At 63.7% G+C, this 14,358-nt stretch carries 13 protein-coding genes; 7 read left to right on the top strand and 6 right to left on the bottom strand.

What is annotated here, in order from left to right:
• Positions 1-1,221: 1,221 nt before the first annotated feature.
• Complete coding sequence (rpsT, locus tag P6U30_RS37060) at positions 1,222-1,491, bottom strand: 30S ribosomal protein S20 (protein WP_407149402.1); 270 nt, start codon at positions 1,489-1,491, stop codon at positions 1,222-1,224.
• A gap of 369 nt (positions 1,492-1,860) precedes the next feature.
• On the opposite strand from rpsT, the gene P6U30_RS37055 reads away from it, so the two are divergent.
• The 3 genes from P6U30_RS37055 (at position 1,861) to P6U30_RS37045 (ending at position 3,823) form a co-directional block, all read left to right on the top strand.
• Positions 1,861-2,178 (top strand): hypothetical protein, encoded by a 318-nt coding sequence (locus P6U30_RS37055; RefSeq protein WP_407167563.1) that lies wholly within the window; start codon positions 1,861-1,863, stop codon positions 2,176-2,178.
• A 119-nt stretch (positions 2,179-2,297) separates the two neighbouring features.
• The gene (msrA, locus tag P6U30_RS37050) at positions 2,298-2,954 is read left to right on the top strand and encodes a peptide-methionine (S)-S-oxide reductase MsrA (RefSeq protein ID WP_407167562.1); all 657 of its coding nucleotides are present in this window, start codon (positions 2,298-2,300) and stop codon (positions 2,952-2,954) included.
• A 128-nt stretch (positions 2,955-3,082) separates the two neighbouring features.
• Positions 3,083-3,823 carry a polysaccharide biosynthesis/export family protein gene (locus P6U30_RS37045; protein WP_407167561.1) on the top strand — a complete coding sequence of 247 codons (741 nt, stop codon included), beginning with the start codon at positions 3,083-3,085 and terminating at the stop codon, positions 3,821-3,823.
• 292 nt (positions 3,824-4,115) lie between these two features.
• Here P6U30_RS37045 and P6U30_RS37040 read toward each other — a convergent pair whose 3' ends face one another.
• Genes P6U30_RS37040 through P6U30_RS37030 form a run of 3 tightly spaced genes read right to left on the bottom strand, consistent with a single transcriptional unit; the run spans position 4,116 to position 5,971 of the window.
• Positions 4,116-4,790 (bottom strand): dienelactone hydrolase family protein, encoded by a 675-nt coding sequence (locus P6U30_RS37040; RefSeq protein WP_407167560.1) that lies wholly within the window; start codon positions 4,788-4,790, stop codon positions 4,116-4,118.
• 54 nt (positions 4,791-4,844) lie between these two features.
• A complete protein-coding gene (locus P6U30_RS37035; RefSeq protein WP_407167559.1) occupies positions 4,845-5,186 on the bottom strand; it encodes a hypothetical protein in 342 nt (113 codons plus the stop codon).
• Positions 5,183-5,971, bottom strand: a complete 789-nt coding sequence (locus P6U30_RS37030) for an alpha/beta fold hydrolase (protein WP_407167558.1) — start codon at positions 5,969-5,971, stop codon at positions 5,183-5,185. Before P6U30_RS37030 ends, P6U30_RS37035 begins: the two co-directional genes overlap by 4 nt.
• 306 nt (positions 5,972-6,277) lie before the next feature.
• Here P6U30_RS37030 and P6U30_RS37025 point away from each other — a divergent pair, with 306 nt between their 5' ends.
• The 4 genes from P6U30_RS37025 (at position 6,278) to P6U30_RS37010 (ending at position 11,874) form a co-directional block, all read left to right on the top strand.
• On the top strand, positions 6,278-6,769 hold the full coding sequence (locus P6U30_RS37025) for a (2Fe-2S)-binding protein (protein WP_407149395.1): 492 nt from the start codon (positions 6,278-6,280) through the stop codon (positions 6,767-6,769).
• Entirely contained in the window at positions 6,766-9,051 is a 2,286-nt protein-coding gene (locus tag P6U30_RS37020; protein WP_407167557.1) for a molybdopterin cofactor-binding domain-containing protein, read from the top strand. Before P6U30_RS37025 ends, P6U30_RS37020 begins: the two co-directional genes overlap by 4 nt.
• A 206-nt stretch (positions 9,052-9,257) precedes the next feature.
• Positions 9,258-10,352: an HD-GYP domain-containing protein gene (locus P6U30_RS37015; RefSeq protein ID WP_407167556.1), complete on the top strand. Its 1,095-nt coding sequence runs from the start codon at positions 9,258-9,260 to the stop codon at positions 10,350-10,352.
• Between the two features lie 232 nt (positions 10,353-10,584).
• Positions 10,585-11,874, top strand: coding sequence for a cytochrome P450 (locus P6U30_RS37010; RefSeq protein ID WP_407167555.1), 1,290 nt, complete (start codon positions 10,585-10,587; stop codon positions 11,872-11,874).
• A 122-nt stretch (positions 11,875-11,996) separates the two neighbouring features.
• Here the strand turns inward: P6U30_RS37010 and P6U30_RS37005 are convergent, their stop codons facing one another.
• Both P6U30_RS37005 and P6U30_RS37000 read right to left on the bottom strand, forming a co-directional pair.
• The gene (locus tag P6U30_RS37005; protein ID WP_407167554.1) at positions 11,997-13,577 is read right to left on the bottom strand and encodes an AMP-binding protein; all 1,581 of its coding nucleotides are present in this window, start codon (positions 13,575-13,577) and stop codon (positions 11,997-11,999) included.
• A gap of 229 nt (positions 13,578-13,806) precedes the next feature.
• Complete coding sequence (locus tag P6U30_RS37000; RefSeq protein ID WP_407167553.1) at positions 13,807-14,217, bottom strand: VOC family protein; 411 nt, start codon at positions 14,215-14,217, stop codon at positions 13,807-13,809.
• Between the last annotated feature and the right edge of the window lie 141 nt (positions 14,218-14,358).

The following is a 14,358-nucleotide window of genomic DNA, read 5'->3' as shown; positions in this document are numbered from 1 at the left end:
TGCCTTCGTACTTCCAAGTCTGAGAGATGTTTGTTGCGAAAGCGCCGCGCAGGCTGCCCGCGACGGCGCGACCTCTAGCGGGTGCTGCCTGCTCCAGACAAAGATCTCCCGTGTGACGACAATGCGTCACCTGTCAGATCATCTGTTTGGAGAAGAAGCGTCCCGCGAGGTCAGCGCGTACTCGACGGTCTCTGGGAGCTAGAGCCGGAGTCCGAGGGGTTGATTACGGCACCATTGGAAGTCTGCGCTCCAGCGATCGTGGTGTCGACCGCAGTGATGATCCCGTAAGTCATTAGTCCTCCCCCTCCCGCCGCGACGTATCGCGACAAGCTATCAACTTGCTGGTGTCTTCAAATTCAGTTGCTGCTACCGAACACCGAGATGCCCGGCGCTGCCCCGCCGCGTGTCTTCCTCATCAACCCGTCCGCTCGCTTCGCGTTCCAGCTTCCAAACTCTGACGATCGTTCCTGGTCTCTCTTGTTCGAGGTGTCGGGGAAAACCCGAGGCCTCGCCGGAGGAATTTTGACACAGGTCTACCGTCCTCATATCGCTATGAGTTGTCAGTCTAGCTTCGCTTGGAGAGCGTCGCTAACGCGCACACCGCCGCCGATTTGCACGTCCGCCCTTGGGTCTCAAACCGCGCTGATCTGGAGAGCCATGGGCGTCGCGGACAACAAACAAATACACCAAGCGGATTTCCTGACAATCCGTGGATTCGACGGAGAGCGAGACTCTTCGCGAGTGTTGCGTCGCGGCCAACGCAATACCGCGAAAGCAAGTTTTTGAATCCGCGCACAGAATCGCGCGTGTCACAGACGGCGGTGTAATACTAAAATTTTTTCATAGAAAATTTACATTCGCCGTTGCGACGGTCGATTTTCCAATCGCTGCTCAGCACTATGTTCATAAGTAATTCGCGAAGCGTGATTTTTCACGATTGCTTTTACAGGGTAACTCCCGCCCCGCAGTTTTTCGAAAGAGATGCCGTGCGCTATTCCATCTACCTTGCGTAGAGCGAGATGTTTGCGCTTAAGCTTAACGCGTCGAGCGAGATGCGCCTGTAGAAATACGGATGCGACGAAACACAACGCGTGCTCGGTTGCGCAGCAGCACAATCCGTCTTGCGTGACGAAACTTGCTTCGCAGCACACGATCAAGCCGCAGACAAACAAAAAGCCCGGCGCGAGCCGGGCTTCGTAAGCGATGAGCCTTTTGGTCAGCTCACTGTGCAGCGAGCTTTGCGATCTGGTGCGAGAGGCGCGACACCTTCCGGCTCGCGTTGTTCTTGTGAATGATGTTCTTCTGCGCAGCCTTCATCAGTTCAGGCTCAGCACGCGTCATCGCCTTGAGTGCTGCTTCGCGGTCGCCGCGCTTGATCGCCTCCTCGACGGTGCGAACGGCGCCGCGCATCTGCGTGCGGCGCGACTTGTTGATGATGGTGCGGCGGGCAATCTTGCGGGTCGCCTTCTTGGCGGAAGTGGTATTGGCCATGGTCTCAACTGTCCTTCGGCGGTGATCGCTCGGTGGTCGGGCTCGCGCGCACCGGCCGGTTCAAATCTTTACTCGGGTGTATTGTCCAAGGGTGTTCTTGAGCAAGGGTGTTCTTGAGGCGGCCATGCCAGGGAGCGGAACGCTGCCCCCACATGCGGCACTGTCCAAAGAACAGCGGCGGCAGGATTGCGCCCGCCGCCATCGGCCGGTCTTATAGATGCCGCAGCCCCCAGCGTCAACGCTTTCCGGGCCTAAAAAGCGCCCGAAATTGGCTTGCGACGCCCGGATAAGGCCCTGAAGAGGTTGAATTTCCGGGGAGTGCCCGGTAAGGCCTGACAATCAGGGCGCGACAGGAAATTGGGGTGATGCATGATCCGCGGTTTTTTCCGTCTCATCGGCCTCGTCCTGCTGGCCGGCGGATTCATCTTCCTGGTCTATGACGGCGCCCGCTACGTCGCCGACCAGAGCCTGCGCTTCACCCAGTTTGGCCAGTTCTGGAATGACGTCCACCAGTCCAGCCAGCAGGCCTTGCGCGTCTGGGTGGAGAGCCACGCACCGTGGCTGTGGAACGGCGTGATCAGGGTCGTCCTCGATCAGCCGGCGTTCGCGGTGCTCGGCATTGCCGGCATTCTTCTGATGGTCCTGTTCCGGCCGCGTAAGCCGCTGATCGGCTACACGCGGGACTGAGTTGCGCCATCGCAGCCGCGGGTAACGGGGCTGCCATCGCCAGCGTAAGGACATATATAGTCGGCAGCCGGCCCGCAGGCCCTCGCCGCGTCGGCCGATGTCCTGCCTGGAGGTAATCCATGTTGTTCATGCGCAAAACCACCGCGTTGCCGAGCGCCGCCGAGGCGCTGCCGGGCCGCGCGACGCCGATCCCGACCGCGACCACTCATTTCGTCAATGGCAGCAAGTTGAAGCAGCCCTATCCGCAAGGCCTCGAGCAGGCCGTGTTCGGGCTCGGTTGCTTCTGGGGCGCGGAGCGCAAGTTCTGGGAGCTTGGCGACGGCATCTACACCACGGCCGTCGGCTATGCCGGAGGCCACACGCCGAATCCGACCTATGAAGAGGTCTGCTCCGGTCGGACCGGCCACACCGAGGTGGTGCTCGTCGTGTTCGATCCCAAGAAGATCTCCTACGAGAAGCTGTTGAAGACGTTCTGGGAGAACCACGACCCGACCCAGGGCATGCGGCAGGGCAACGATATCGGCACGCAATATCGCTCCGCGATCTACACCTTCAGCGATGCGCAGCGCAAAGCCGCCGAAGCATCCAGCGCGATGTATCAGAAGGCGCTCGCCACCAAGGGGCTCGGCACCATCACCACCGAGATCGCGCCGGCCGGCGAGTTCTATTTCGCGGAGGACTACCACCAGCAATATCTCGCCAAGAATCCGGCGGGCTATTGCGGGCTCGGTGGCACCGGGGTGTCCTGCCCGATCGGCGTCGGCGTCACGGCCTGATCGCATTCTCAATCGACGGGAAGCCCAATTCCGGCTTCCCGTTTCTGCCGTTCGACCGCGTCCAAAAACCCTTTGTTAACCATAATCGGTGCAAGACTGGGGCTGTCTCGCTATGAGGGATGGGTCCGGTGCCGGTTGTGCGCGCGTTACGATTGCCGATCACTGTCATCACGACGGCGCTCGCGCTGTCCGGCTGCATGAGCACGTCCGGTCCGGTCGCCGTCGGCCCGCAAGGCAGCCTCGATTCCATCGCCTATGGACAGACCTACGCGCAGGCCCCGGTGGCGGACGCGAGCGGTGGCGGTGCCATCAGCGCGATGCGCTCGGCCTTCGCAAGCTCCCCTCGCGGCTACGTCGCGTTGGCCGCCCCGGCCGCCTACGCCGCGCCATCACGGCCGTCCCGCTACGACAGCGCCTATCATCTCGATGCCGGCGACAGGCTGCGCGTCGTGGTCTATGGCCAGGAAGGCCTCACCAACACCTATGCGATCGATGCCGCCGGCGCGATCACCATGCCGCTGATCGGCTCGGTGCCGGCGCGCGGCCGCACGCCGGCTGGGCTCGCTGCCGAGATCACCGCACGGCTGCGCAACGGCTATATCCGCGAGCCTTCGGTGGCGGTCGAGATCGAGGCCTATCGTCCGTTCTTCATCCTGGGCGAAGTCGCCGCTCCCGGCCAGTATCCCTACGTGCCCAACATGACGGTGGAGAGCGCGGTCGCGATTGCCGGCGGCTTCTCGCCGCGCGCCAAGCGCGACAGCGTCACCTTGACGCATACGGACGCCTCCGGCTCCGGCCGCTTCGTGGTGCCGCTCGGCACACCGATCGGCCCCGGCGACACCGTGTTCGTCAACGAGCGCTGGTTCTGACGAAGGGCAACGTCCTTCGTCATTCCGGGGCGATGCGCTTTGCGCGCCCCGGAATGACTAAAGCGCGGCGAGATTGGGTTGGATCGACTCGCGGCGGCTTCGGTCTACCTCTCCCCGAGAGGTCGGATTGCATCGTCAGATGCAATCCGGGTGAGGGCCCTTGCGCTTTCGATAGACCATAACCCCTCACCCGATTTGCTGCGCAAATCGACCTCTCCCAAGGGAGAGGTGATCTCCGCCGCTGTCTCAGATCCAGCCAATCCCCTCATGCTCTACCGGAAGAGCCCACTTCCTACTGCTGCAAATGCTTGGCAAAGAACGCCATGCTGCGCGGCCAGGCGAACTCGGCACTCGCCTTGTCATAGCTTGCACGCTCGTCGCAATGGAAGCCGTGCTGCGCGCCGGGATAGATGAAGATCTCGACCTCAGGCCGCTTCGACCTGATGGTCTCGACGTCGCTCAAGGGAATGCCGGCGTCCTTCTCGCCGAAATGCAATTGGGTCGGCACCGTCGGCTTGTCGTCGGCAAAGCGGACGATGGCGCCGCCGTAATAGCCGACGGCGGCGGAAAGCCCGGACAGCTTGGTTGCCGCCGCGTAAGTGACGCTGCCGCCGAGGCAGAAGCCGATGATGCCGACCGGGCCGACGGATTTCACCGCATCGATCGCGGCCTGGGCGTCGCGCAACATGGCGGTCCAGTCCGGATTGGCGACGAACTTCCGCGCGTTGGCGATTTCGTCCGGCGCGTAGCCGCTCTGGAAGTTCGGCTCGATGCGATCGAAGATCGACGGCGCGACGGCAACATAGCCTTCCTTCGCCAGGCGGTCGCAGACCGAGCGGATGTGATGGTTGACGCCGAAGATCTCCTGGATCACGACGATGGCGCCCTTCGGCGCGGCGGCGGGATCGGCGCGGTAGGCGCCGAATTCAAAGCCATTCGAAGCCTTGAGCTTGATATCCTGTCCCATGGGTTGTCCTTGTTGGGTTAGAGATTGCGTGAGGGGTTGGCGATGCGCGACGGGCTATTGCCACATCCAGTTCTCGCCCCAGTCGCCCCTCCAGCCGGTGAGCCGGCCCTTGCGAAATTGCAGATAGAGACGGTCGTGGTGCGGGAATAGCCCGCTGCCGCCGACATCGCGAAAGGTCAGGAAGACTTCCTCGCCGGGCCGACCGCTGCCATAGGCGAGGGGGGTGCCGAGCGCGCGCCGAGCCTCGTCAACACCCATACCGAACACCAGTGGCGTGGTGTTCGATCGCGTGGTGGCGACCGAAGGCTTGGCTGGGCCGCCGAACGGCGGCAGCTTCTGAGCGCTGGCGGCCGTGCTGCCCGCGGCCAGCAGCAAGGCGATGGCGAGCGCCCTCATGACGCGGTTTTCCCCGCGGCCTCGGCCTCGAGGCCGTCGAGGAACGGCAGCACGGCATCGATGAAGGCCTGCGGCTGATCGATGTTGACGGCGTGGCCGGCGTTCGGGATCACGACCTTGCGCGCGCCGGGGATCTTTGCGGCCATGTAGTCGGACGCGGCGAGGAACGGCGTGTCGTCGGCTCCGACCACGACCAGCGACGGCACCTTGATGTCGGGCAGGGATTCGATCACCCGCGCATCGCGTTGCGCCAGCATGCCGCGTGCGGCGAGCGCGAGGCCCTTGGCATTGCGATGCGTCACGGACGCGCGCTCGGCGCTCAGCGACTTCAGCACGTCCAGTCCTTCGCGCTCGAACCGGTCGCCGGTGTCACGGGCGCGCTTGTTCCAGACCTCGCGGGCGTCGTCCTTCTTGAAGCCCGGGCCGGTGTCAATGATCAGGAGCGCCCGCACCCGCTCCGGATGGGCGCGATGGAAGGCAAGCGACATGTAACCGCCGAGCGATAGGCCGCCGACGATCGCCTTGTCGGCCCCGATAGTGTCGAGCAGGGCGGCGATGTCGCCGACCGTCAGGGCCTCACTGTAGCTTGCGGGGTCGTCGGGATAGTCGGACAGGCCGTGGCCGCGCATGTCCCACAACACCAGCTTGTGGTGTTTCGACAGCGCGTCGATCTGGCCCTGCCACATCGCCGAGGTCGATGAATAGCCGTGGGTGAGGATCAGCGGCGAGCCGCTGCCGTAGACCTCGTAGTGGATGTTGACCCCGTCGCGATTGAGCTTTGGCATGATGGCTCCCCGTTTTCTCAAGGCCATTCGATCCTAGCGCGATCCGTTTGCCGTTGAGAAATGCGCGGACGGCAGAGGATGCCGGCAAACCGGTCTGTCATCGGAATTGCCGCGACAGATGCGTGCCGCATCGCACAATCGTTTGCTTCGAAAATGATTCTCTTCGAACAGTTCCAAATTGGATTGCCTCTAGACGGTAACCGGATCATTCTCATGGCAACTGTCGCTGACCCGGTGGACGGCAGCCACGACCCAAAAAAGTGAATTGCCGCCGTAAGCGGCTTCATACACCGGAAGGGGAGAGAGATGCCTAATCTCAACATCAATGGACGGAATATGTCCGTCGAGGCGGCGAACGACACGCCGCTGCTATGGGTCATCCGCGAGCAATTGCAGATGACCGGCACCAAATTCGGTTGCGGCGCGGGTCTCTGCGGCGCTTGCACGGTCCACCTCAACGGCGAAGCAGTGCGATCCTGCCAGACCTCCGTCGCCGACGCCGTCGGCAAGAAGATCGTCACCATCGAGGGGCTCTCCGCCAAGGGCGATCATCCCTTGCAGAAAGCCTGGATCGCCGAGCAGGTCCCGCAATGCGGTTACTGCCAGTCCGGCCAGATCATGCAGGCGGCAGCCTTGCTGTCGAAGAACTCCAACCCGACGAAGGATGAAGTGGTCGCGCATATGGACGGCAACCTGTGCCGCTGCATGACCTATTCCCGAATCCAGAAGGCGATCCTGCGCGCGGCATCCGAGATGCGCACCGCGTCGGCCACCGGAAGCGAGCGGAGGCCCACATGAATAGCCACGTGAAAATTCCGCAAGGTACATCAGCCGACCTCAGCCGCCGTTCCTTCCTGGTCGGCACCGCTGCAACCGGGCTCGTGCTCGGCTACGCCGCCGTTCCCGGCGTCGATCAGGCGCTGGCCGCGGCGCCCGCCCATTTCGAGCCGACCGTCTGGTACGCGATCGCTCCCGATGGTCTCGTCACCGTGACCTGCGGCAAGGCCGACATGGGTCAGCACATCGCCTCGACCATGGCGCAGATCGTCGCCGAGGAGCTCGGCGCGAATTGGAAGGACATGCGGGTCCAGCTTGCATCCAACGATCCGAAGTTCAACGATCCTGTGCTGGGCGCGCAGATCACCGGCGGAAGCTGGTCGACGATGATGAACTTCGATGCGATGAGCCGCGCCGGCGCGGCGGGCCGCATCGCGTTGACCGAAGCGGCCGCAAGCGCGATGGGCGTGCCGGCCGGCGAGCTGGTGGTCCGCGACTCCGTGATCAGCCATCCGAAGTCGAAGAAGTCGATGTCGTTCGCCGATGTGGTCAAGAGCGGCAAGGCGACCAAGACCTTCACGGCTGATGACCTCAAGGCGATCAAGCTGAAATCGCCCGAGCAATACACGATGATCGGCGTCTCGGTGCCGCAGATCGACATTCCCTACAAGACCAACGGCACCGCGAAGTACGGCATCGACGTCATGCTGCCGGGCATGGTCTACGGCGCCCTGGTCACGCCGCCGGTGCGTTACGGCGCCACCGTGAAGTCGGTCGACGACTCCGCGGCCAAGAAGGTGCCGGGCTTCATCAAGGCCGTCACGCTCGACGACAAGACCGGCACGACCACCGGCTGGGTGGTCGCGGTGGCCCACACCTACGCCAATGCCCGCAAGGCGGCGGCGGCGCTCAAGATCGACTATGACGGCGGTCCGAACGCGAAGCTGTCGAGCGAATCGCTGCTCACCGAAGCCAAGCGGCTGCAAGGGCTCAGCGATTCCGGCCAGTTCTTCGTCAAGGACGGCGATCCGGACTCAGTGTTCGGCTCGGCGGCAAAGGTGATGGAGGCGGAATACACCACCAACATCAACATTCACTGCCCGATGGAGCCGATGAATGCGACGGCCGAGTTCAAGGGCGACATCCTGCACATCTACTCGGGCAACCAGTTCGCGACACGCTCCGGCGCGATCGCCGCTGGCGCGGCCGGGATCGATCCGAAGTATGTCGTGATGCACCAGATGTGGCTGGGCGGCGGCTTCGGCCGGCGTCTCGACGCCGACATGATGGTGCCCGCGGTGCAGGCGGCGAAGGCCGTCGGCAAGCCGGTCAAGGTGATCTACTCGCGCGAGAACGACATGACGATGGATTTCTCGCGTCCGCTCACCTACCAGAAGATCAAGGCCGGCATGGACGGCGACGGTAAAATCGTCGCGCTGAGCCACGACGTGGTCTCGGCCTGGCCGACCGCGCGCTGGGGAATCCCCGATTTCCTGACGCCCTCGGTCGACAAGAAAGGTCCGCTCGATTCCTTCACCGTGAACGGCGCGGACTTCTTCTATACCGTGCCGAACCACTATGTGCGGGCGATCAAGAACGAGATGGCGCACAATGCCACCCCGTCGGGTCAGCTTCGCTCGGTGGCTCCGGGTTGGACCTTCTGGGCGGTCGAAAGCATGATCGACGAGATCGCGCATGCGACCGGCAAGGATCCGGCCCTGTTCCGGGTCGAGCTGCTCGACGGCAAGGGCAAGAACGATGGCGGCGCGCAGCGGCTGCGTAACACGCTGCTCGCCGCGATGGGCCTTGCCGGCTACGGCACCAAGAAGCTGCCGAAGGGCGAAGGCATGGGCGTGGCCTGCGTGTCGTCGCAGGAGCGCGCCACTGCAAGCTGGACCGCCTGCGTCGCCCACGTCGCGGTGGCGCCGTCGGGCGAGGTGACGGTGAAGAAGCTGACGGTCGCAACCGACGTCGGCACGCAGGTGAATCCCGACGGCATCCGTGCCCAGGTCGAGGGTGCGGCGCTGTGGGGCATGTCGCTTGCACTGTTCGAGAAGGCGACGTTGAAGGACGGCGGCATCGAGCAGACCAACTTCGACAGCTACACGCCGCTGCGGATGAGCCAACTGCCGGAGGTCGCGGTCAACGTCATCGCCAATGGCGAAAAGGCCACCGGCGTCGGCGAGCCCGCGGTGACGGTGGTGGCGCCGGCGATCGGCAACGCGGTGTTCAACGCGGTCGGTGCTCGCGTCCGCGGCCTGCCGATCTCCGCGGAGGCGGTGAAGGCAGCGATGAAGGCATAAGCGTCGCTCGCCGCTGAAAAAGATGATCCGCCGAGAGTTTTCTCGGCGGATTTTCTTTGCCCGGTCAGCCCTGATTTTGCTGCCGGATTCCGCTGTCTTTCAAATTGTATCCATTGCGCTCAACAGCCGTTCAGCATCCCCATTAAGCGGGAGGGAACATCTCGTCGGGTAGCGTGGGCCGTCGGTCGTTACGCGACGGGGAATTCATGACTGCCTTGGCCAACAAGACTTCGAAGCGCCGTTTGCTGCTGGCGTCTGACAGAAGCGATCAGAGTAACGAACTCGCCAACATCCTGCGGTCGGTCGGTGAGGTCGATACTATCCCGACATCGGAAATTCCCGAGCGTCCCGCCGGCGATCTCGCCGGCATCGTGGTCGACATCAATCTGCGTTCGCCGGAGAGCGTGCAGCTCGTGCGCGCGAAGCTGCAGAGCGACGCCTATCGCGAGATGCCTAGGCTGTTCGTGCTTGCAGATGCGCTGCACCACGCCTCGATGCAGGCCTGGGCGCTGGGCGCCACCGACACGATCTCTCGGCCGTTCGATGCGCGCGGCATCCTGCAGCGGATTCGCGCCGCATTCCCTGACAACAGCGGCTACGACGAGACCGACCGCGGCAAGGCGCTCAACCGCGGCGTCGAGGCGGCGCACGGGGTGATGGTCAAGATCTTTGAGCGGATGCGCGCCGGCGAGCCACTGAAATTCGACGACATCGTCGCCGCTGAGAACAAGATTCTCAAGGCGATCAAGCACAATTCGCTGCGCGAATGGCTGACCACGGTCGGCTGCCATCACCAGGAGACCTACCGCCACTGCCTGTTCGTGACCGGCTTTGCGGTGGCGTTCGCCCAGCATCTCGGCATGCGCGAGGACGATCAGCGGCGGCTTGCCCGTGCCGCCCTGCTGCATGATGTCGGCAAGGCCTTCATCCCGGTGGCGCTGCTCGACAAGCCCGGCGCGCTGACGGTCGAGGAGATGGCGGAGATGCGCGAGCATCCGCGCCGCGGCTACGAGGCGTTGGCCGCGCAGGGCGGCTTTCCGCCGGAAATGCTCGACGTGATTCTGCACCACCACGAATTCCTCGACGGCACCGGCTATCCCAATGGCCTCAGCGGCAGCCAGATCAGCGACATCGTCCGCGTCACCACGATCGTCGACGTCTATGCCGCGCTGGTGGAGAAGCGCGCCTACCGGCTGCAATTCACCCACGCCAAGGCGTTCTCCATGATGGAGGACATGGGCGGCAAGCTCGACCAGCAATTGCTGCAGGCGTTCCGTCCCGTGGCGTTCGGGCACTATTAGATTTGGGCTTGGTCATTCCGGGGCGATGCGAAAGCATCGAACTATGGTGCGCAATTGCGCACCGGAGAATCTCGAGATTCGCCGATGTGGAATTGCACAGCGGAGTTCAACGCTGCGCGTTGCCCCGGAATGACCTGGTTGGACTAGCCAATCAACGCAAGTCCTCCTCCTTACCTCCGCCTAGATTCCGATGATCATCGGCGCGACCGATGCGCACGCGGCGAGGACCAGCATGGATACGACAACGACCGGGAATCTCGATATCCCCGCCGACATCGCTGCGACCCTCGTCGATCCCGTCGCCTATGCCGATCAGCGCATCCATGACGCCTATCGCTGGCTGCGCGCCAACAACCCGCTCGGGATTGCGCGGCCGGACCGGTTCGACCCGTTCTGGGTGGTCACCAAACATGCGCATATCCAAGCGGTCAGCCGCCAGAACGAATTGTTCCACAATGCCGACCGCCCGACCACGCTGACAAATCAGGCGCTCGAAGAGCGCGTCCGCAAGATCACCGGCGGCCCCAACCTGGTGCGCTCGCTGGTGCAGATGGATGCGCCCGACCATCCGAAATATCGCGCGCTGACGCAGGGCTGGTTCATGCCGGCCAATCTCAGCAAGTTCGAGGGGCGCGTCCGCGAGATTGCGCGGGCCACGGTGCAGCGCATGCTCGACAAGGGCGGCACCTGCGATTTCGTCGCCGACGTCGCGCTCGGCTATCCGCTGCACGTCATCATGGAAATCCTTGGCGTGCCCGAGGCGGACGAGCCGCGCATGCTGAAGCTGACGCAAGAGCTGTTCGGCCCGCAGGATCCCGACACCGCGCGCGTTCGTGAGGCGCTAGGCGCGGAGCAAGTCTCCGCGATGTTGCAGGCGATCATCGCTGACTTCTCGGCGTACTTCCGCAAGATCACCGAGGACCGCCGTCGCAACCCGCGCGACGATCTCGCCACCGTCATCGCCAATGCGAAGATCGGCGGCGACTACATGCCCGAGCACGATCAGACCAGCTATTACATGATCGTCGCCACCGCGGGCCACGACACCACGTCGTCCTCGACCGCAGGCGCGATCTGGGCGCTGGCGGAAGACGGCAGCGAATTCGCCAAGGTCAAGGCCAATCCGAGCTTGATCCCGGGCCTGGTCGACGAGGCGATCCGCTGGATGACACCGGTCAAGCATTTCATGCGCTCGGCGACCGCGGACACCGAGCTCGGCGGCCGCCGGATCGCGAAGGGCGACTGGCTGATGCTGTGCTACGCCTCGGGCAATCGCGACGAGGAGGTGTTCGAGGATCCCTATCGCTTTCGCAGCGACCGCAAACCCAACCGCCACGTCGCCTTCGGCTACGGCGCGCATCTCTGTCTCGGCCAGTATCTGGCCAAGCTCGAGATGCGCATCCTGTTCGAGGAGCTGCTGCCGCGGCTGAAGCCGCTCTCGCTCGACGGCGAGGTGAAGATGACGCAGGCCTATTTCGTGAATGGGCCGAAGAAACTGCCGATCCGCTTCGAGGTGAATTGAGCTTAGCCGCGTAGGGTGGGCAAAGGCGCGCAGCGTCGTGCCCACCATCACGTGCACGTCGCGAGGCGGCGGGCACGCTTCGCTTTACCCGCCTCCGCGGCTCGCAATGACGGTGTTGAGACCTACTCCAGCATCTTCCGCAGCTCCGCCTTCGCGACCTTCTCCAGCGTCGAGCGCGGCATGTCGTCGACGAAGCGGATTTCCCGGGGCACCTTGAAGTCGGCGAGTCCCGCGCGGCAGGCGGCCATGATGTTGTCGTGCAGGTCGGCCGGCATTGCGGCGACGCCGGTCTGCGGGATGATGAAGACGACCGGCACCTCGTCCAGCATCGGGTGCTTCTTCGCCACGACAGCGGCCTCGCGCACGCCCGGCACCACGGCGATCACCTGCTCGATTTCGGATGCCGCGACATTCTCGCCGCCGACCTTGAGCATGTCCTTGGCACGGTCGCCGAACTTGATGTAGCCGCGCTCCAGCAGCGTGACGCGGTCGCCGGTGATGAAATAGCCGTGCTCGTCGAAGCTGTCGCGCGTCGCCTTCTCATTGTGCAGATATTCGGCGAACAGCGACAGCCCGCGAACGCCCTTGATCAACAGGTTGCCGGTCTCGCCGACGCCGGTCGGCGTGCCGTCGTCATTGGTGATGCGGATCTCGTATTCAGGAGCGGCACGCCCGATCGACATCGGGGTGTTGGGTTGATCGACCTCGCCGATGATGCCGTGGGTGATGGTCTCGGTCATGCCCCACCAGCCGATGATCTTGACGCCGAACGCGGCGAATGGCGGCGGCTCGTTCACCGCGGTGCCCCAGAGCCGGAACTTGTGGTTCTGCGGGATCTCGTGCTCCAGCAAGGCTTTCATGCAGAACGGGATCGTCGAGGTCCAGGTGCAGCCGTGCTCCAGCGCCACCGGCCAGAAACGGCTGGCCGAGAAGCGCGGCTGGATCACGCAGGAGCCGCCGACCCACAGCGTCGACAGCATCGAATAGGCCAGCGCATTGGTGTGGAACAGCGGCAGATAGGTCTGGTGCACGTCGGTTGCGTGCAGGTCCTGGTGAGCGGCGTTGATCTTGGCGCCCCACAGCGCGTTGGCATGGGTCCATAGCACCGCCTTGGGTCGCGAGGTCGTGCCGGAGGTATATTGCACGCTGCATGGCGCCAGCGGATCGGTCGCGCGTCGCGGCCGGTCGGCGCTGTCGGCAAACAGCGATTCAAAGCTGTCGTCGCGCGAAGCCGCCTGCGCGGGCGGTTGCCCCGCGTCGTGCGAGATCACCGCGAGCCAGCGCAGGGCCTTGCAGTTGGCGGCGACCAGTTCGGCATAGGCGGGCTGGGTGATGGCTGCGACCGCGCCGCAATGGTCTGCGAAATACGCCATCTCGGCGGCCGCCGAGCGGGTGTTGGTGGTGACGGCGATGGCGCCGAGCTCGACACAGGCGAACCACGACATGATCGCCTCGATGCAATTGTCGAGATGGATCAGAACGTAGTCGCCCTGCCTGATGCCGCGTTGGGCGAGGCCAGCGGCGAGTGCGCCGACGCGTTCGTGGAATTCGCCGTAGCTCCAGCGCCGCGCCGGCGCATCGAACGGGGCCCAGATCAGGAACGGGTGATCGCGGCGCACCTCGGCACGCATCTTCAGCAGCCATGGCACGTCGAGTCCCGCAAACGGTCCCACGATACCTGGCGCCGCCTTCACATTGGTCATGCGTCCTCCCGCGCAGCTTCAGCGGCTGCTTGTTCGATGTTGTCTGAGGATCGTTCTGCCACCGGATAGCGCGAAGGGCAAATGGCACAGTTGCTGGGTCGTCATGGCCGGGCTTGACTCGGCCATCCACGTTTTCCTCCGAAGAGAGCGCGCGCCAGGACATGGATGCCCGGGTCGAGCCCCTGCATGACGATCTTAATTCGCGGATGTTTCGGCGCGCGTCATGGTGTCAATCCTCATACGACGAAATCTCGATCAGACTGCCGTCCGGATCGCGGCAATAGACCGAACGCAGCGTGCCACGTGCGCCTTGCTTGGCAACCGGACCTTCCTCGATCCGGACGCCATTGGCCTTGAGGTGCGCGACCACCTCCTCGGGCGTGCTCGTGGTGAGGAAGCAGAGGTCGTCGCTGCCGGCCGTTGCGTGATCCGCGATGAACCACTCGACCTTACCGGCATCGCGCGGCCGCACATTGATCTTCTGGTTGCCGAACACCAGCGAGGTGCGCGGTGTCTTGCCCGCACCCGGATCGAACACCTTCACCTCCATGCCGAGGATTCTGCTGTACCAGGCAACGGAACGCACGACATCCGTGACGTTGATCACGAGGTGGTCGAGCGCATTCACCTTGACTGACATGATCGATCCTTTTGGCTTAGCCTTTCGTCGCGGGCACCTGCGCATGTGTCGCACTGGCCGCACTAGATATTGTTTGTTAAAAGCCCAGCGCACGCAATTCAACAGAAACGGGCGGGGAGCCAAACCCTGCCGCGTCGGGAG

The sequence above is a fragment of the Bradyrhizobium sp. ORS 111 genome, assembly GCF_045571485.1.
Classification (GTDB): Bacteria; Pseudomonadota; Alphaproteobacteria; order Rhizobiales; family Xanthobacteraceae; genus Bradyrhizobium.
The sequence above is the reverse complement of the archived record's forward strand: the minus strand, read 5'-3'. Positions and strand labels throughout refer to the sequence as shown.